This window comes from Pseudomonas sp. GW823-FHT06B06 (assembly GCF_058795195.1).
Window position 1 is genome coordinate 17,680 of sequence record NZ_JBXAHO010000047.1, and the last position, 17,183, is coordinate 34,862.

The following is a 17,183-nucleotide window of genomic DNA, read 5'->3' on the forward strand; positions in this document are numbered from 1 at the left end:
TCAGGGCACCCGCGCAGCCGGCAGCCTGCACCTTGTTTACGCCAGCTGACATCGATAAGAGTTTCTGATTGGCGGGCTTCAGCCGGCGAGCTGTCCTACCAACTCCACTAGTCCATCAGCACCTGCAAGGCAGCGGTCACGCATGACTTGGGGATTCAAACCAGCGTCAAGAATAGCGTCGGCAAAATGCTCTATGTCTTTGTGCATAAGTCCCTGAAGATGCGGAGCAATATCTGCGGTGATCTCGTTATTGATCGCTCGCAAAACTGTGCTCGAACCGCTGCTCATAGCAATGACCTCATGCAGCTGTACCAAGTCCATCCCTACAGATTTACCCAAGCTGAAGACATCCACTGCGTTCTTCAAATTGGACATGGTCAAGGCGTTATTCAGTAGCTTCGTCATCTGGCCGGCGCCTGACGGTCCTAACAGGGAAACTCTTCGGGAAAAAGTCTCGAAGACTGCACGCACTTTGGAAAAAGTCTGCGACTCACCACCCACCATAGTGGTCAACGTACGAGCCAGCGCGCCTGGTCTTCCTCCGCTTACAGGAGCATCAAGGTACGGGATTCCCCGCTGTTGAAGTTCAGCAGCCAGACGGCGACTTTCTCCCGGGTCTCCGGTGCCATGGTTTACAAGAACGGCGCCGGGCTTCAGCCCATGCCGAAGCCCGCTGTCCAGGAGACTGACGATATCTTTGTCGTCGGTGAGGCATAGACAGACAACATCACAATTCTCGGCAAGCGTCTGAACCGTTTTCTCAACGATGTGAGGAGCCCCTGCCAAGGCTTCCAATGAATGGGGGCGACGAGCCCAAATGTGCAGCTCAAATCCAGACTCGGCGATTGCTTGAGCCATCGGACCTCCTTGGTCACCGAGCCCGATGAAGCCTACCTTCAAGGTTGTTTTTTTGGACATAACCTCACCCAATCATCCGCGTGGCAACTTCCCACAACCGCTGCGCGTTATCTGGGTCAACGGCGTAGGGTGCCACGCCTGTGTAATCGGCAGGACGCTTGGTGACCACCAACGCTTCATTACAGTCCTCGAAATAACGACCACCAATGCCTTCCAACAGTGGAGACGCCGCCAGTAATACAGATGTCGCTGCACCCTGTTGCACGTTCTTCTGACGTTCAATTGGGGTCTTGAGCCCACCGGTGTGCTTCTGAAGGTTGGTTGCGATTGCCCCAGGGTTCAAAGCGTTCGCGAAAATGCCTTGCTCCGCCCAGCGGCGGGTGGTTTCTACGGCAATGAGTGCGCATGCCGACTTGGCCTGAGCATATGATGCGAAAGCATCGTATGTGCGGAAGTCGAAATTGATGTCATCGAAAACCACTGGCCCTAATAGATTAGCGTTTGAACTCAGCGATACAATTCGCGCACCTTCAGCTTTGATCAGGGCGTCTTGCAAGCCAAGCACGAGCGCAAAATGACCGAGAAAGTTGGTTGCAAATTGCATTTCCCAACCCTGTGATGTCAGCTCCCTCTCAGGAACGGCCATGATCCCTGCGTTATTGACCAGGATATCAAGTGGCTCTGACCAAGACACAGCAAACGATTTCACAGAGGACAGATCCGCCAGATCGATTGAGCGGATTTCAACGGTGCCCCTGCCCCCAGAGCGCAGTTCGGCAGCAACCGATTCCGCCGCTTCCGGACGCCGTACTGCAAGCGTCACGTCTGCGCCGGCATTGACCAATGCGCGCGCTGTCTCAATACCGATACCAGAGGCTCCGCCGGTTACGATCGCCCGTTTACCAGTGAGATCGACCCCTTCAATGATCTCTTGTGCAGTTGAATGAAACCCGAACGGTGTAGTGATACGCGTCATGAATTATTGCTCGCATGTTTAATGGCCGCTGAGTCGAACTGACTTGCGGGATCACCGGATGACCGGCGGATGAAGATGCCTTCAACTCCAAGCGGCAACTGCACTGGGTACCGAGCCGGATCGTGCTGAGCCGAATCAAATCCCTGAATGCTCTGGATGCCAACATCCCCCTATGAAATCCGATCCGCGCAAAGTTGCTGTGGACCAAGATAAGCCTCAGCACTGTCGCAAACAATCGGGCTAATATTGGATGAACTGATGCAGGAATTAGCACAATGCAGAAATCCGGGCTGCTCGAACTTAACGCCGTGGTCGCAGTTTCTACTCATCGCAGCTTTCGTCGTGCGGCCGTGGAATTGGGAATGTCGCCATCAGCACTCAGTCATGCGATCGCTGCACTGGAGAAACGCCTTGGCGTGAGGTTGTTCCACAGAACCACGCGAAGCGTTTCTCTGTCTGAAGCCGGGGAGCAATTTCTGATTCGTGTGCAGCCCGCTCTGCGTGATATTTCCGCGGCTATGGAGGCGGTAAGCGAATTCCGCGATACACCGGCGGGAACCCTTCGTCTGAACACCTCCGAAGGTGCTGCGCAAATGGTGCTGACTCCAGTGGTACTGGAGTACCTAAGGCGCTATCCAGACATGCGGGTAGACATCGTTACCGATAGAAGTCTGGTTGACATCGTTGCTGGTGGATTCGACGCCGGCATACGGTTGGCGGAAAGCGTTCCGCAGGACATGATTGCCATTGCGATCACTCCCCCACTCCGCTTTGCAGTGGTCGGTTCCCCTCAATACTTCGCGAAATGCAAAAAACCAAAGGTTCCGGCAGATCTCCTCGTACATAACTGCATACGCGTGCGCTTCCCCAGCGGCACGATCTACAAATGGGAATTCGAGAAGCGCGGTGAAGAGCAAGCAGTAGACGTCAGCGGATCGTTGACGCTCGACAGCCACCACCTGATGTTAGAGGCGGCTTTGCAAGGCGCCGGTATCGCCTGGACTAATGATTTCGCCGCTTCTGCCCATATAGCGTCAGGAAGCCTTATCCGCGTATTGGAGGACTGGACTCCTTCGTACCCGGGGCTGCGCCTTTACTATCCTGCGAATCGCCATATGCCAGCGGGACTCAGGGCTTTCGTCAACATCGTCCGTGAGATTGTGTCGCAGACCTCAAACATGAAAAAGAGAGGCTGAGCTTTTACACTCAAGTTGGGGGCTCTACCCCATCTACCTGCCTTCGCATTAACGTGCGAGGAGTTTTTAGCGAAGGTGATACTGCCTGTGCTTTATATCCATCGGAGGATCCAGTGAATTCGATCTTGATCTTGTAGCGAAGCGGAATTGTGGCGTGTGCTCAAATGGAGTAGGCGTCAATCGGCACGAAAGTGTTGGCAGAGCGATTGTTGAAAATGCTCCAACAGAAAGTCGACGAACACCCGGGTTTTGGCCGGCAAAGATTTTTTGGAGGAGTAGTAAATCGAGACAACGCCTAGATCCACATACCAATCTGGCAACAGTCGAACCAGCTCACCGCGCTGCAACCTGGGCCACGCGCGATCCAAGGGTAGCAGTGCGACACCTAAACCCATCACGGCACAGCTGCATAGCGCTTCCGGGTCGTTCATGATCGCAGCTGGTTTCAGGTTAAGATCGAACCGTCCCTCTTCAGAATCACGAAGCGTCCAGCTCAGCAAACGCCCTGAGTTTGTCGAACGCATCACGATGCCATCTACCCCCTGCAAATCGCTGGGCGTAGTGGGTAGCGGTTTACCCTCAAGCCATGACGGAGCTGCGACAGCCACGAGATGAAGTTTGGACAACTCGCGCGCGATGACGCCAGGTGACAGTTCCATTCCACCACCGATAGCGACGTCAAAACCTTCGCCGATCAAATCTACGCGTCGGATTTCCAAGTGCCAATCCGGTACCACAGCGGGGTAACGCTGCTTAAAAGTCTTGAGCAATGGCAATACATAATCATAAGCGAGTGATGGGGCCAAATTGACCCGCAATCGCCCTTCGGGGACTTCTCGGGCATCACCTATTTGAGCGATGGCATCCTGGATAGTCTCAAGACCTTGGGAGACCTGTTGATAGAACAACTCTCCCGCCTCGGTAAGGGTGAGGCTTCGGGTGCTGCGTTGGAACAAGCGAGTCCCCAAGTTGGCTTCAAGACGAGCCACGTTTTTACTCACGGCAGCAGAGGAAACCCCCATCCGCCGTGCGGCTTCGGAAAAGCTGCTGGCTTCCGCGGCACGGACGAAGGATTCGAGATTACCTAGGGTTTCCATATTCATCTCCAACTTTTGGTTAAAGCTGATACTACCTTTTGAAGACTAATTTATCCTTGATGCTTTGGTCATGATGGCTTCCCACCTGGTTATCAAGATTGGACATCAAAGCACCATGGCAAAAATTCTCGTTACTGGCGCGACAGGCAGATTGGGCAATGCTGTCCTGCGTTCACTGGTACAAAAAATCCCGGCATCGGAAGTCGTAGCAATGGCGCGTGATACTGAAAAGGCCAGGCCTCTGGCCGAATTAGGTGTTGAGGTACGCTACGGGGATTACACGGACTACGATTCGCTGGTGGCAGCTTTCAGGGGATTAGAAAAAATCTACCTGGTGTCCGCCGTCGCGTTCAGTGATCGTATTGGCCAGCATAAAAACGCGATCACTGCCGCCAGCCGGGCGGGTGTTCGTCATGTGGTCTACACCAGTATTCAACGGATCAACGACGAGCTGGCGCCTATTGAAGGCGTGACAGAGAGCGATATAGCTACCGAGCAATTGCTGGTGAAGTCCGGCCTCACGTACACAATCATTCAACACCCGTTATACGCCGACGATTTGCCCTTCCTCATTGGTGCTAATGCAGCAAAAGAAGGCTTCAGTGCCCCAGTAGGTAAAGGTCGCGCTAGCTTCGCCACCTATGCAGAGCTGGCAGAGGCCGGTGCTTCACTGTTAACCCAAACAGGATATGAAAACCGCACTTGCCTGCTGAACGCGGGACAGACTTGGTCATTCCAGGAGATCGCTGACGGCCTGGCCTTACTGACGGGCAAGGCGATTAGTTACCAACCGATTTCCGTTGAAGCATTTATCGCCGCTCGAGAGGCTGAGGGCTGGCCCACTGCGGTCGCGAAATTCCTCAGTGGCTGGGGTAATGCCATCGACAAAGGCGCTTTCGACCAGAGCAGTCATGCCTTGGAAAGACTGCTGGGGCGTAAGCCAAAATCCCTACACGAAATGCTTCGGAAAGTTTACTCCCTGTGAGTCATCATTCTTAGCTTCTGTGTGAAGAGCCGGCGGGTTGAGGCCTGAATGCCAGGACGTATGTACTGGTCAAGCAGCTGCGAAGTCAGGTCATAGAATCAAACTCCTTCCAGTTTCCAGCTATCATTACAGCTCGAAATTGGAAGGATTAACATGCCAAACCGCCGCTCGCCTTCGACTTTGAATTGCTGGAGTCAAAGAATACCTTCATGCGCGAAAATGTAATGACCAGGCGATTAAGTTCGCAATAGCATCAACCCCAACCATGAGCTTCCTCGATGAAGTGCAACACTGCGCTGGAACGCTCATCAATGCGCGAAATCAGAGAAAGCTCGCTGACCATTTCCGGCTGAGCCAACGGAATTATCCGCACGCCAGGCATGGTCAGTCGGGTCATGGTTTCCGGCACGATACTCAAGCCAATACCCGCTGCGACCAGTCCGGGGATGCTCATCAACGAGGGCACATACATGATGTTCTCCGGATGCAGTTGATTCTGTCGGCAGGCCTGGAGTGTGTGCGAGGTTAAGCCGATACCGGCAGTGTCCTGCAAAAATACGAATTTCTCGTGCCGCAGCATCGCCAGCTCGCCGGTAAAGCGTTCGGCTAGTTCGTGGTTGTCCGGCATGAGCAGGACGAGATTGGACTGACTGAAATGATGCGTGCGCAACCGGTCTGGAAGGTGATCCTTGAACACCCTGGCAAAGGCCAGATCCAGCTTGTGATCGAGCAGCATTTCAAACTGCGCGCGAATACCCGCATCCACCAGCGACACTTTGACTTCGGGGAAAGTGCTGAAGTAATGCCGCAGCAATTGCGGCAAGTTGGCCTCGAACAATGCCGAATGGTAGCCGATGTTGATTTCGCCGACTTCACCCCTCCTGGCACGCCGCGCAGCCGCAATCGCCAGTTCGCTAGACTCAATGGATTGCCTGGCATGGGGCAGAAACGCCAGGCCGGCAGCGGTCAATGCCACGCCACGGTTCTCACGCCTGAACAGTGCCAGGCCTAACTCTGATTCAAGGGTACGCATCAATTGACTGAGCGCCGGTTGTGCAATGCCCAGCTGCTCGGCGGCCTTGCTGAAATGCTGGAGGTCGGCCGCAACGACAAAGGCCTTCAGATGTCGCAGTTCCATTAGGCGTACTCATAAGGTTGGCTTATGTATTTGTGCAGATTTCGATAATTATTCTGCAAGCAGGATGCGTTAACGTCTACCCACTTCGACGCGTCCTTCCAGTGGCCCTGCCCCGAATGGGAACGTGTGAGTACCCATAACCATAAAAACAACGACGAGCACCTCTATGAGCACGACAAGTCACGAGACTCATGATTCGCGCATGCCTCGCAAAGCGGTGACCGCCGCGACTATTGGCACCGCGCTGGAATGGTTTGACTTCACGCTGTATGGCGCGATTTCGGCAACCATTTTGCCTAAGCTGTTTTTCCCGGCGATGGAACCAACGGCGGGCCTTCTGGCCTCGCTGGCAACCTTCGGTGTGGGTCTGGCCGCTCGCCCATTGGGCGCGATTACCTGTGGCTACCTCGGCGACAAACTGGGCCGTCGCAACCTGATGCTGGCCACCGTGACCCTGATGGGGCTGGCGTCGGTACTGATGGGCCTGTTGCCGACTTATGGTCAGATCGGCGTCTGGGCACCGATCCTGCTGGTGCTGCTGCGCATCATTCAAGGCTTCGCGCTGGGCGGTGAGTCCACCGGCGCCCAACTGATGGCCTTGGAACACGCCTCACCTGATCGCCGTGGGCGCTATTCGGGCATGCTGGGCCTGTGCTCACCGCTTAGCCAGATTTTGGCCAACGGCGTGCTCATGGGCCTGGCCGCCACATTGTCCAGCGAGCAGTTTGAAAGTTTTGGCTGGCGAATCCCCTTCCTCCTCAGTTTCATACTGGTGGCGGTCGGAATCTTCATCCGCCTGAAAGTCGATGAAACACCCGCGTTCGTTGCCTTGAAAAAGACTCCGGTCAAACAGGAAAAAAGCCCACTTAAATCCGCCGTCGGCAGCCACTACAAGACCATCCTGCGCTTGATGCTGTTCTTCTGCTCGCCCGCCGCCCTGTTCTATCTGATCGTGATCTTTTCCCTCAGCTACCTGACCAAGCACCTGGGCTTTAGCCAGCAGACGGGTTTTATGTCGCTGATGGTGGCAAACGTCTGCGCGATTTTCGGTGCACTGGCCGGTGGTTACCTTGCCGATCGCTGGGGTCGAAAAAAGGCGCTGGCGCTGGGTTCGTGCATGACCTTGCTGATCCTGTTCGTGTACTTCCCGATCCTCAACACCCTGAACGTCCCCGCCATCATGGCAATCATGGGGCTGTTCCTGGGCTTCACCCAGTTCCAGAGCGGTATCCAGCCCGTGGCATTCGCGGAAGCGTTCCCGACCCAGGTTCGCTATTCGGGTTCCGCACTGGCCTACACCGGCGCCAACCTGGTCATTGGCGGCCCAATGCCAATGATCGCGGTCTATCTGATGGCCCAGTCGAACAACTCGCCGTGGCCTCTGGTGACGCTGCGCGCGGTGATCAATCTGATCTCGCTGGCGATGATCGTCATCGGTCCGGAAACCCGAGGTATTGACCTAAATACCGTCGCCGCACAAGACACCGTTGATACCACCCCCACCGCCATACTTACTAAATAAAGCAGCAGGACGACCATGAACCGCACTGTCTTCATCCTCAACGGCCCTAATTTGAACCTGCTGGGTCGTCGCGAGCCGCACATTTACGGCGACACCACGCTTGATCAGATTCGCCAGGCCAGTGAAAGACTGGCCGAGGAACTTGACCTGGTCTGCGACTTTCGCCAGACCAACCACGAAGGCGTGATGGTCGACTGGATTCAGGAGGTTTTTGAACAGGGCGCGGCGCTGATCATCAACCCGGCCGGCTTTTCGTTTCACTCGATTCCGGTACTCGATGCCCTGAAGCTGCTCGACACACCGCTGATCGAACTGCACCTGTCGAACATCCACGCCCGCGATGAACTGCATCGTTACTCGATCATGTCCGGCGTGGTCAACGCCGTGATTTGCGGCATGGGGGCCGACGGTTATCCCCTGGCTATCAGGGCCATTGATGAGCTGCTGCGCCGCAAGGCCCTGGGCAACTGACGCATCTCATCGCTAACCCCTGATACGGCGGTCTCTTTGGCAGAAGGTTGCCCGGGCCGCCTGCGCCTGAAATCCAGGTGCTGACCTCATAAGTGCACACAAAAAAACAATAATCCACTGCGAGAACACCTCCATGTACTCCCCTCTTTTTCACTGCAACGTGCCCGTACGACGCTCCTTGATAAGCCTGGCCCTGGCACTCGGTGCAGGACAGGTCGCCGTTGTCCAGGCCGATGAAAACAGCGGTTTTATCGAGGGCGCCAGCGCCACGCTGAATCTGCGCAACGCTTACATCAACCGCAATTTCGTCAACCCCACCTACCCCAGCAGCGCCGCGCCTCAGGGTAAGGCTGAGGAGTGGACGCAAAACTTCATCCTTGACGCCCGCTCCGGTTATACCCCGGGAGTCGTAGGGTTTGGTGTTGATGTGCTGGGGCTTTATTCACAGAAACTCGACGGTGGCAAAGGCACGGGCGGCACTCAGCTTCTGCCTATCCATGATGACGGACGCCCGGCCGACAATTTCGGACGGCTTGGCGTTGCCGCCAAGGCCAAGGTGTCGAAGACGGTGGTCAAGGTAGGCGAATGGGTCAGCACGCTGCCGATTCTCCGTTCCGATGACGGCCGTTCGTTGCCGCAGACCTTTCAAGGCGCCCAGATCACCTCCCAGGAAATCAGCGGATTGACGTTGTACGGCGGTCAGATCAGGCAGAACAGCCCGCGTAACGACGCCAGCATGGAAGACATGTCCATGAACGGCAAAGCGGCGTTCACGTCTGACCGATTCAACTTCGGTGGTGGTGAATACACCTTCAACGAGAAACGCACCACCATTGGACTCTGGTATGACGAACTCAAAGACATCTATCAGCAGCAATACATCAGCTTGACCCACAGCCAGCCGGTGGGCGACTGGACGCTCGGCGCCAACATGGGCTTTTTCACTGGCAAGGAAGACGGTGCCGCCCTCGCTGGCGACATGGACAACAAAACCGCCTTCGGCTTGTTCTCGGCAAAACTGGGGGGCAACACCTTCTATGTGGGCTTACAGAAACTGACCGGAGACACTGCCTGGATGCGCGTCAACGGAGCCAGTGGCGGCACGCTGGCGAACGACAGCTACAACTCCAGTTTTGATAATGCTCAGGAACGCTCCTGGCAGGTGCGCCATGACTTTAATTTCGTCGCAGTGGGCCTCCCGGGACTGACCATGATGAACCGCTACATCAGTGGCGACAACGTGCACTCGGGAGCGTTTACCGATGGCAAGGAATGGGGGCGCGAGTCAGAACTGGCTTATGTGGTGCAGTCCGGCACGTTGAAGAACCTAAGCGTCAAATGGAGAAACTCAAGTATCCGCAAGACTTTCAGCACCAATGAGTTTGACGAAAACCGGCTGTTCATCAGCTACCCAATATCGTTGTTGTAGGGGGGGGGGGGCAGTTGAGCCAACTGCGCTCATCGGTACCCGGCCTTGCGAACCAAGGCCGACCCACAAAGGCAAACAGTAACCGGAGTGCAACGAGCTGAGCCGAACCTGAGTAGAGGAGCCGTGTCTCCTCCATACTCTTGCCTAGCGACATTCCCATCTCAATAGCCATAAACCCGGTAACCAGCCCGAATGGAACCACTGCGGGAGTCAGTGGGATGAGCGTCCGAATTACGAATTGATGTGTCAACAGCGCTCGTGAATCTTTTTGCTTTTGCGTGATTGACGGTCGCAGGCATAGGCGCTGATTCGCACCAGGTGTCGATGGGAGGGATGAAGTTGGGTTTAAGCCCGCGACGTGTACGCGGTGTGCGAAATTTAGGAGCCCACAAAAAAGGGCCCTCGACGGGCCCTTTTGTTCTCAAACCAAAATCACTTGGTCAGCCAGGACTCAACGGTCGCGGAGCCGTGTTGCACTTTCCATTCCTTCAGCGTTTTGTGATTGCCGCCTTTGGTTTCGACGATCCGCCGGTGTGCGGCTTTTTGTAGACTTTTACCTGACGAGGCTTACGAGTGCTGGTCCTGGACTCAGTAACTGGTGCACGACGACCGGACATCGGGCGTCAGAAAAAGCGTCCACCCGATGTGAGTCAATCGCAATTTTTTTTGTAGGTTTAATCCAACTCGCTGATGCAGACCACTTTAGGCTGCGTCATGTCCTCATACGCAAATCGAACACCTTCGCGCCCCAGACTTCCGTACTTGAAACCACCGAAAGGCATGGCATCGAAACGATAATCCGAAGAGTCATTGATCATTACGCCACCCGCTTCAATCTGACGCGATAGTTTTAAAGCCTTGGAAATATCACGTGTAAAAAGACCTGCATGCAGGCTGTACTCTGTTGCGTTAGCCAGAGCAACGGCGTCGTCCAGATGATCAAAAGGTTCCAGGATAACCACCGGCGCGAAGACTTCCTGCTGCCAAATCGTACTGCTATGTCTCACATGCTCGAGCACGGTCGGCGCATAACTTCCAGCTTGGCGTTGGTGCCCACACAGAAGGACAGCACCTTCGGCCAGTGCTTCATTGACCAATTGCTCCGTACGGCGCGCCGCCTGCTCCGTAATCATCGGGCCTACATCCGTTGCTCGCTGGTTAGGATCACCTACTACCAAGGCGCGCGTTTGACTGACAAAACGCTCACGGAACTCCTCATAAATTGAACTATGTACGAGGATGCGTTGAGTGCCGATGCAATTCTGCCCTGCTGCCCAAAAGGCACCCGACACACAGGACTCAACGGTCGGGCCGATATCACAATCTTCAAGCACAAGAACCGGGGCATTTCCCCCCAGATCCATTGCCAGCTTCTTCAACCCGGCGGTACGAGCAATGGCCTCACCCGTAGCAAAACCACCCGTGAAGGAAATCATCCGTACGTCGCGAACCTCCACCAATGCTTTACCCAGGTCAACGCCACCCGTAGCCGGGGTAATCACAGAGGGTGGAAGCCCCGCTTTCACCAAGCACTCGACGAGCTTGAGAGCAGACAGCGGCGCGAGTTCCGAGGGTTTCAAAATCACGGCATTGCCGCCGGCGATGGCCGGGCCGAGCTTATGGGCGACCAGATTCAGCGGATCGTTATAGGGCGTGATGGCGACGATAAGTCCCAACGGCTCCCGTGTGAACCAACCTTGCCGCGATTCCGATCCTTCATAAGCCCCAAATGGAATTACTTCACCGGCGTTACGACGCGCCTCTTCCGCCGATAGCTTCAACGTGTTCACGCAACGCTTCACCTCCTTCTCTGCTTGTCGCAGCGTTTTTCCCGCCTCTGCAACGATCAGCTTGGCAAATGCATCAGACTCAAGCTCCACACACCGAGCGGCATCCTCAAGAATGCGCGCACGCAGGTGACGAGGCATTGCCGCACTCTCGCGCACGCCGATTCGCGCGCGCTCCAGCAAGCCAGGAACGGCGGCTGCATCAAGGCAAGGGACGCTCCCTACCAAGCGACCATCGAATGGACTGAACACATCAATCTGTTTGGCTTCCACAAGCTGGATACTGGCCATGCTGGATACGCTCATGACAACCTCCTGTTACTTGCCGTGGGTGGTGTGAATGGCGACGATGTCCGACAGCAATGCAAAGGCCGTCTCGATACGCCCTGCCCCAGGCCCGGACACCGTGACAGCTCCCAGCAGTTCGGTATTGAATGACACGGCATTCGTGGCGCCGGCGATACCTGCCAGAGGATGCGAATCCAGCAGCAGCCGGGCCTCGACACTCGCTCGAACCGAGCCATCGGCTGCTCGATCGGCTGAGCCAATCAGTTTCCAGCTCGCACCATTGGCACTTGCCTGAGCAATATCTTGCGCACTGATATTGCTGATGCCCGAACACGCTACATCACTGACATTCAGTCGTGCATTCAGCAGTTCATTGGCCAGGATGACCACCTTGAGGCGTACGTCAAACCCTTCTACATCGGCGGTTGGATCGGCCTCGGCGTAGCCGAGTTGTTGCGCTTGCACCACGGCATCGTTAAACGCAAGGCCATCTTTCATCTGGCTGAGCACATAGTTGGAAGTGCCATTGAGGATGCCTTCAAAACCTTGGACGTTAGCACCCGCCAAGGCCTGCTTGGCCAGGCGAATCACAGGAGTGCCACTCATCACCGCCCCCTCGTATTCGAAAGCCACCTGGTTGCGACGGGCCAACGCTTTGAGCTCGGCCCCGTGCAGCGCAATGGGCCCCTTATTGGTGGTGACTACATGAATGCCACTTTCCAAGGCCCAACGGCAAAAGGTAGTTGCGGGCTCACCATCCACCGGGTTTGTGAAAGTGGCCTCAGCGATGATGTCTGCACCGGAGTTCTTGATCACGGCTTCATTGAAGGCCTCAGCCTTGCCGCCAGGCAGGTGAGCGAATGCGCCTTTTTCCACCGGTAGCGCGACCAACTGCTTTGCATCAAGACCCTCTTTGGCAACGATGGAGCCAAGGAACAGATCGGTAACACCGACGATTTTAACCGTGAAACCCAGGGAGTTTTTCCACTCGGCATTACGCTCGGCGACCAATTGGGCAAAGCCACGGTTCACGCCACCAAACCCTACCAAGGCAATTTTGTACTCAGTCATAACAGCTGTTCCTTTATTGATGTTGTTCGATAGGAACATCCTAAGAGCGGAGCTTTGGCAGTTGAATATGGCAGTCTGCTGTATTAGTTGAGCGTTTTGCCCAAGCGCGATCTTTTAAAACACCGCGGAAAGAACGAACGATGTCACGGTGTTTTCCACCCCCGACATGGCCGCAATTTCCTTCCACACGAGGTGGACACGTTCAGGTGTGGCGGCATTCACGCGCAACATCAAATCGAACTCACCACTGAGTACTTCACACTGCACGACTTCGGGAATGGAGCGCAGAGCCGCGAGTACTTCTTCGCCACGCATGCGGTCATAGCGGTAGACAAAGATCACCGCGCTGATAAGCGATGTAGGTCGTCGTGACTCACCGAGAAGGACTGTGTAGCCCTGGATCGCACCATCGCGCTCAAGACGCTCGATACGCTGACGCACAGCATTGCGGGACAAGTTGATCTTGGCACCCAGTTCGATATGGGCTATTCGCGCATTGGCGGTCAGTTCGGCCAGTATGCGTTCGTCCAGCGGATCCAGAATGCGCTTCATGAAAGCCTCTGCTGTGCCAGACGGAGAGCCTGGCACAGGCCCTCCAGATCGCCCTTGGCCAGGTAAGGCAGTTGCTCGCGCACCTCGACAGTCCTCGCAACGCTTGCTTGCCAGACGCCGAGCTCTGCCAACAGCGCTGCTGACTTGGCCGGCGCTATTTGCCCGAAGGTGACCATTGGCGCCCCCAGGCTGCGTCGATGAAGCCGGCCGGCCAGCACACCGACAGCGGTGTGAGGATCGATGGCAGAACCTGTCTCTCGAAACAGTTCGACCACCTCATCGCGTACCTGGGATTCGTCTACCGCATAGGAATCGAAGAGTACTCGGGCACGCAGCCATTGCTGATTGCCAATGCTCATTTCTCCGCAACTTTCAAATTGCTCCATCAGCGCTTTTGTTGAGCAGCCATCGTGCTCGTAAATCTCCCAGATAAACCGCTCCAGGTTGGAAAACAACGAGAAATCCATCGCCGGCGAAACTGTACGACTGGTCATCCGGGTGGAGTAGCGATTGCAATGAAAAAACTGGTGCAGCGCATCATTGCTATTGGTAGAGATGATCACCTGATTGATGGGTAATCCCATTTTCTGCGCAATGTAACCTGCGTATATCTCGGCTGAGCTGGCAGCGGGAACGCTAAAGCCGACGGGACGTGAACCACCGCCCAGTTGCAACGCCGCGTGGAAGTAAAAAACGATTTGGGCCAGGACGCCGATCCAATTGGTCGAGTTGAAACAGACCGGCATCACTGCGTCCAACGGCCACTCACGCAAGAGTCGGGAGACCAGCGTCTGGCAATCATCGAAATTTCCGTCAACCGCAAACAGCTGAACCCGCGTTGGGTCGGCTGCCTGCAAGGCACTGAGTTGCTCAGGCGCAAGCCCCTCGCGCGGATACAGTATCGCCATGCGGGCAGCCGGGCAGTCAGCAAAGGCTTCAAGCGCCGCGAGACCTGTATCACCATTGGTTGCACCGACCACCAACGCCTCTCTACCCACCTCCTCCAGAAAATGCTTGACCAGGCGCGACTGCAACTGCGCGGCGAAATCCTTGGAAGAATGCGTCGGGCCATGAAACAGCTGGAGTATCCACTCGTTATGCCCGATCTGCTCAAGCGGGGTAATAGCGCGGTGCTTGAATTGTCGATAACTGTCGCTGAGCAAGGCTCGGAGGGTGCTTTCGTCCATGGACGAACCAACAAATGGCGAGATTACCCGCCATACCAGCTCATCAAACGGCAGCCATGACCAGCTGGTGATTTGTTTCTCTGTGAATACCGGCAAACGGGTTGGTACATACAGGCCACCATTCTCGGCGAGCCCCGACAGCACCACACGGCGAAAGTCCGCCCGCATGTCACCGCCGCGTGTGCTTACATAATCCATGGTCACTCCCAATCGGTATTACAAAAGGCGATGGGCTTGAGCCACCAGCCAAGTAGAAAAATTTGCGGCATCAGGCGATAGCACTTCGGACTGCTCGTGCACCAGATAAAAAGATTCGCTGGCCTCTATTCGGTGATTGAATGGCGCAATCAATTGCCCACTCTGAAGCAAATCCTCGACAACGGAAGACCGCGCCAGCGCAACGCCCTGCCCCAATTCGGCCATGCGAATCGTGGAAATCAGCGTGTCAAACTGAAGCCCACGGGAATAATCGACGTCGTCTGCTCCAACTCGCTTCAACCAATAGCCCCAACCTTCTTCGTAACCCAACACGTGAAGCAGGGAATGGTTCATCAAGTCGCGAGGCTCATGTATGGGTGATCTGACCATGAGATCTGGAGAGCAAACAGGTTGAAGGATGTCCCAGGTCAATCGCTGAGCGTGCAAGCCAGACCACTCACCGCATCCCCACCGGATCTCCAGGTCATCCTCACCATCCGGTTCTTTCACCCAAAGATTGCTGATGTATCGAATATCAATCTGGGGATACTCCCGACAAAAGTCTGCGAGTCGGGGGGCCAACCAATAATGAAGAAAGGAAAGGCTGCCGCGCACCTTCACATGTCTTCGATTGTGCTGACCGAAAATCTCGTTCGTGCCAACGGCAAGGCGACTGATCGCGTCCTGAACAACAGGCAGGTACGACTGCCCCTCCTCGGTCAAGCCAAGCCCTCGGGGTAAGCGCTTGAACAGCGCCACACCGAGGTGACTTTCTAACTGACGAATCTGCTGACTCACGGCCCCTTGAGTCAAATGAAGCTCTTGCGATGCGTGGGTAAAGTTCAAACAACGCGCCGATACTTCGAATGCCCTCAACCAATTCAAGGGTGGTAGTGACTTTTGACTCATCGGCGCAACCTCATCAGGGCGTTATCTATACTCAATCATTGCCTGAGAAATTCACGCAGTGCTAGAAGAATGAGCAGCTGCGGCTAATGCCAACCTTTCTGCTCTCTTGTTTCGAGTGATCCAATAAACGAAATAGCACCACGCAATAAAGGGCAGGCCGAAATAAAGCGCCACTCGCTGCTCCGGATCAAATGCAATACCGACGCAGGCCAGGAGGCAGCACAACATTGCACCGATAGGCACCCACGGATAGCCACGCACACGGAAATGCAGGTCTTCAACGCGTCCGCCATTGGCAACGTATTGACGACGGAACGCGATCTGGCTTGCAGCAATGCTCATCCACACGACGACGACCGCCAGACCGGAAATGGACACCAAAGCCAAGTAAACCGTATCAGGGGCAAACACACTGCTGAGCAGAGAAGCCACTGCTCCTGCCATGCTAAGAACGATGGCGTTTACGGGCGTTCCGCGCCTGGAAAGCCTGGCGTAGCGCTTAGGCATATGTCCTTGATCGCTCAATGTCCACAGCATGCGCGATGCTGCATACAGCCCAGAGTTGGCGGCAGAAATCAGTGCAGTGAGAATGACAAAGTTCATAATGTCGGCGGAGTATGGGATACCAATCAACTCAAACACCATGACGAATGGACTTTCTACAAGTCCCGCCTGCTCCCGTGGCAGTAAGGTCGCAAGGACGAAAATTGTTCCCACAAAGAACAACGCCAAACGCACCACTGTCGTGCGGATTGCCTTCGGTACACTGGTTTGTGGATCTTTCGCTTCGCCTGCAGCAATTCCGATCAGCTCTGTTCCTGAAAATGCGAAGGAAACAGCCAGGAGGGTCATTGCAATGGGCAAGAACCCGGTGGGGAACAGCCCCTCACGAGTGAAGTTGGAAAGTCCCGCCCCCTGCAGACTCTGTACTTGCAAAAGTCCGATAATTGCCGCCCCCCCGATCGCTATGAACGTGATAACGGTCAGGACCTTAATCAGCGAAAGCCAAAATTCAGTTTCCGCAAACAACCGGACAGAGACAACATTGCTTAAGAAGACTGCAATGGCAAACAACGCACTCCAAATCCAGACCGGCGTTTCAGGAAACCACCGCACCATCAGTATACCCGCGGCTGTAAACTCTGAACCGATAGCGACTGCCCATGTGAGCCAGTAAAGCCAGGCCACTGTATAGCCGGTGCCTGGGCCAAGGTATCGCGTTGCGTAGCTACTGAACGATCCGGTTTCTGGCATCTGTACAGCCAACTCACCGAGACAGACCATGACTAAATACACCATCACCGCACCGATGATGTAAGCGATCACCGCACCGAGCGGCCCTGCCTGATTCACGGTGTAACCGGAGGTAAGGAATAACCCCGTACCAATCACACCGCCCAGTGCCAACATAACGATATGACGGGTTTGCATTTCCTTTTTAAAGCGCGAGTTTGGATCGGGCTGATTATTTTCTATACGCGTGGACATAGTTGTATTCTCATGAAATGTTCGGACAAAA

The 17,183-nt window shown here is 55.2% G+C and carries 15 protein-coding genes and 1 pseudogene; 5 read left to right on the forward strand and 11 right to left on the reverse strand.

Annotated features, from left to right (window positions below):
* Positions 1-78: 78 nt before the first annotated feature.
* Together AC1Q8Q_RS28420 and AC1Q8Q_RS28425 are read right to left on the reverse strand one after the other, a co-directional pair.
* On the reverse strand, positions 79-918 hold the full coding sequence (locus AC1Q8Q_RS28420; RefSeq protein ID WP_492615787.1) for an NAD(P)-dependent oxidoreductase: 840 nt from the start codon (positions 916-918) through the stop codon (positions 79-81).
* Positions 919-922: 4 nt separating this feature from the next.
* A complete protein-coding gene (locus AC1Q8Q_RS28425; protein WP_492615788.1) occupies positions 923-1,834 on the reverse strand; it encodes an SDR family NAD(P)-dependent oxidoreductase in 912 nt (303 codons plus the stop codon).
* A 275-nt stretch (positions 1,835-2,109) separates the two neighbouring features.
* Between AC1Q8Q_RS28425 and AC1Q8Q_RS28430 the strand changes: the two genes are divergently transcribed.
* On the forward strand, positions 2,110-3,030 hold the full coding sequence (locus AC1Q8Q_RS28430) for a LysR substrate-binding domain-containing protein (RefSeq protein ID WP_168758098.1): 921 nt from the start codon (positions 2,110-2,112) through the stop codon (positions 3,028-3,030).
* A 176-nt stretch (positions 3,031-3,206) separates the two neighbouring features.
* Here AC1Q8Q_RS28430 and AC1Q8Q_RS28435 read toward each other — a convergent pair whose 3' ends face one another.
* Positions 3,207-4,127, reverse strand: coding sequence for a LysR family transcriptional regulator (locus AC1Q8Q_RS28435; protein WP_168758097.1), 921 nt, complete (start codon positions 4,125-4,127; stop codon positions 3,207-3,209).
* Between the two features lie 70 nt (positions 4,128-4,197).
* Between AC1Q8Q_RS28435 and AC1Q8Q_RS28440 the strand changes: the two genes are divergently transcribed.
* Positions 4,198-5,112 (forward strand): SDR family oxidoreductase, encoded by a 915-nt coding sequence (locus AC1Q8Q_RS28440; protein ID WP_492615789.1) that lies wholly within the window; start codon positions 4,198-4,200, stop codon positions 5,110-5,112.
* A 253-nt stretch (positions 5,113-5,365) separates the two neighbouring features.
* On the opposite strand, the gene AC1Q8Q_RS28445 is transcribed toward AC1Q8Q_RS28440, so the two are convergent.
* The gene (locus AC1Q8Q_RS28445; RefSeq protein WP_179053938.1) at positions 5,366-6,250 is read right to left on the reverse strand and encodes a LysR family transcriptional regulator; all 885 of its coding nucleotides are present in this window, start codon (positions 6,248-6,250) and stop codon (positions 5,366-5,368) included.
* Between the two features lie 166 nt (positions 6,251-6,416).
* Between AC1Q8Q_RS28445 and AC1Q8Q_RS28450 the strand changes: the two genes are divergently transcribed.
* The 3 genes from AC1Q8Q_RS28450 (at position 6,417) to AC1Q8Q_RS28460 (ending at position 9,672) form a co-directional block, all read left to right on the forward strand.
* Entirely contained in the window at positions 6,417-7,772 is a 1,356-nt protein-coding gene (locus AC1Q8Q_RS28450; protein ID WP_492615790.1) for an MFS transporter, read from the forward strand.
* Positions 7,773-7,787: 15 nt separating this feature from the next.
* Positions 7,788-8,243 (forward strand): type II 3-dehydroquinate dehydratase, encoded by a 456-nt coding sequence (locus AC1Q8Q_RS28455; RefSeq protein WP_492615791.1) that lies wholly within the window; start codon positions 7,788-7,790, stop codon positions 8,241-8,243.
* A 133-nt stretch (positions 8,244-8,376) separates the two neighbouring features.
* Complete coding sequence (locus tag AC1Q8Q_RS28460; RefSeq protein WP_492615792.1) at positions 8,377-9,672, forward strand: OprD family porin; 1,296 nt, start codon at positions 8,377-8,379, stop codon at positions 9,670-9,672.
* Between the two features lie 432 nt (positions 9,673-10,104).
* On the opposite strand, the pseudogene AC1Q8Q_RS28465 reads toward AC1Q8Q_RS28460, so the two are convergent.
* The 7 genes and pseudogenes from AC1Q8Q_RS28465 to AC1Q8Q_RS28495 form a co-directional block, all read right to left on the reverse strand.
* Positions 10,105-10,292: pseudogene (locus tag AC1Q8Q_RS28465) on the reverse strand (histone-like nucleoid-structuring protein, MvaT/MvaU family); the annotation flags it as partial.
* Positions 10,293-10,346: 54 nt separating this feature from the next.
* On the reverse strand, positions 10,347-11,765 hold the full coding sequence (locus tag AC1Q8Q_RS28470) for an aldehyde dehydrogenase family protein (RefSeq protein WP_020797504.1): 1,419 nt from the start codon (positions 11,763-11,765) through the stop codon (positions 10,347-10,349).
* Positions 11,766-11,777: 12 nt separating this feature from the next.
* Positions 11,778-12,818 (reverse strand): homoserine dehydrogenase, encoded by a 1,041-nt coding sequence (locus AC1Q8Q_RS28475; protein WP_489325016.1) that lies wholly within the window; start codon positions 12,816-12,818, stop codon positions 11,778-11,780.
* Between the two features lie 114 nt (positions 12,819-12,932).
* Positions 12,933-13,370, reverse strand: a complete 438-nt coding sequence (locus AC1Q8Q_RS28480) for an Lrp/AsnC family transcriptional regulator (protein ID WP_020797502.1) — start codon at positions 13,368-13,370, stop codon at positions 12,933-12,935.
* Positions 13,367-14,755, reverse strand: a complete 1,389-nt coding sequence (thrC, locus tag AC1Q8Q_RS28485; RefSeq protein WP_033045436.1) for a threonine synthase — start codon at positions 14,753-14,755, stop codon at positions 13,367-13,369. The genes AC1Q8Q_RS28480 and thrC overlap by 4 nt, the downstream gene beginning before the upstream one ends.
* Positions 14,756-14,773: 18 nt before the next feature.
* Positions 14,774-15,664, reverse strand: a complete 891-nt coding sequence (locus AC1Q8Q_RS28490; RefSeq protein WP_033045435.1) for a LysR substrate-binding domain-containing protein — start codon at positions 15,662-15,664, stop codon at positions 14,774-14,776.
* A gap of 51 nt (positions 15,665-15,715) precedes the next feature.
* Positions 15,716-17,152 (reverse strand): amino acid permease, encoded by a 1,437-nt coding sequence (locus AC1Q8Q_RS28495; RefSeq protein WP_020797499.1) that lies wholly within the window; start codon positions 17,150-17,152, stop codon positions 15,716-15,718.
* Positions 17,153-17,183 lie beyond the last annotated feature (31 nt).

Excerpts from the sequence above, each read along its gene's own strand:
- AC1Q8Q_RS28420 (WP_492615787.1), bottom strand. The coding sequence starts at position 918 with ATGTCCAAAAAAACAACCTTGAAGGTAGGCTTCATCGGGCTCGGTGAC.
- AC1Q8Q_RS28425 (WP_492615788.1), bottom strand. The coding sequence starts at position 1,834 with ATGACGCGTATCACTACACCGTTCGGGTTTCATTCAACTGCACAAGAG.
- AC1Q8Q_RS28430 (WP_168758098.1), top strand. The coding sequence starts at position 2,110 with ATGCAGAAATCCGGGCTGCTCGAACTTAACGCCGTGGTCGCAGTTTCT.
- AC1Q8Q_RS28435 (WP_168758097.1), bottom strand. The coding sequence starts at position 4,127 with ATGGAAACCCTAGGTAATCTCGAATCCTTCGTCCGTGCCGCGGAAGCC.
- AC1Q8Q_RS28440 (WP_492615789.1), top strand. The coding sequence starts at position 4,198 with ATGATGGCTTCCCACCTGGTTATCAAGATTGGACATCAAAGCACCATG.
- AC1Q8Q_RS28445 (WP_179053938.1), bottom strand. The coding sequence starts at position 6,250 with ATGGAACTGCGACATCTGAAGGCCTTTGTCGTTGCGGCCGACCTCCAG.
- AC1Q8Q_RS28450 (WP_492615790.1), top strand. The coding sequence starts at position 6,417 with ATGAGCACGACAAGTCACGAGACTCATGATTCGCGCATGCCTCGCAAA.
- AC1Q8Q_RS28455 (WP_492615791.1), top strand. The coding sequence starts at position 7,788 with ATGAACCGCACTGTCTTCATCCTCAACGGCCCTAATTTGAACCTGCTG.
- AC1Q8Q_RS28460 (WP_492615792.1), top strand. The coding sequence starts at position 8,377 with ATGTACTCCCCTCTTTTTCACTGCAACGTGCCCGTACGACGCTCCTTG.
- AC1Q8Q_RS28470 (WP_020797504.1), bottom strand. The coding sequence starts at position 11,765 with ATGAGCGTATCCAGCATGGCCAGTATCCAGCTTGTGGAAGCCAAACAG.
- AC1Q8Q_RS28475 (WP_489325016.1), bottom strand. The coding sequence starts at position 12,818 with ATGACTGAGTACAAAATTGCCTTGGTAGGGTTTGGTGGCGTGAACCGT.
- AC1Q8Q_RS28480 (WP_020797502.1), bottom strand. The coding sequence starts at position 13,370 with ATGAAGCGCATTCTGGATCCGCTGGACGAACGCATACTGGCCGAACTG.
- thrC (WP_033045436.1), bottom strand. The coding sequence starts at position 14,755 with ATGGATTATGTAAGCACACGCGGCGGTGACATGCGGGCGGACTTTCGC.
- AC1Q8Q_RS28490 (WP_033045435.1), bottom strand. The coding sequence starts at position 15,664 with ATGAGTCAAAAGTCACTACCACCCTTGAATTGGTTGAGGGCATTCGAA.
- AC1Q8Q_RS28495 (WP_020797499.1), bottom strand. The coding sequence starts at position 17,152 with ATGTCCACGCGTATAGAAAATAATCAGCCCGATCCAAACTCGCGCTTT.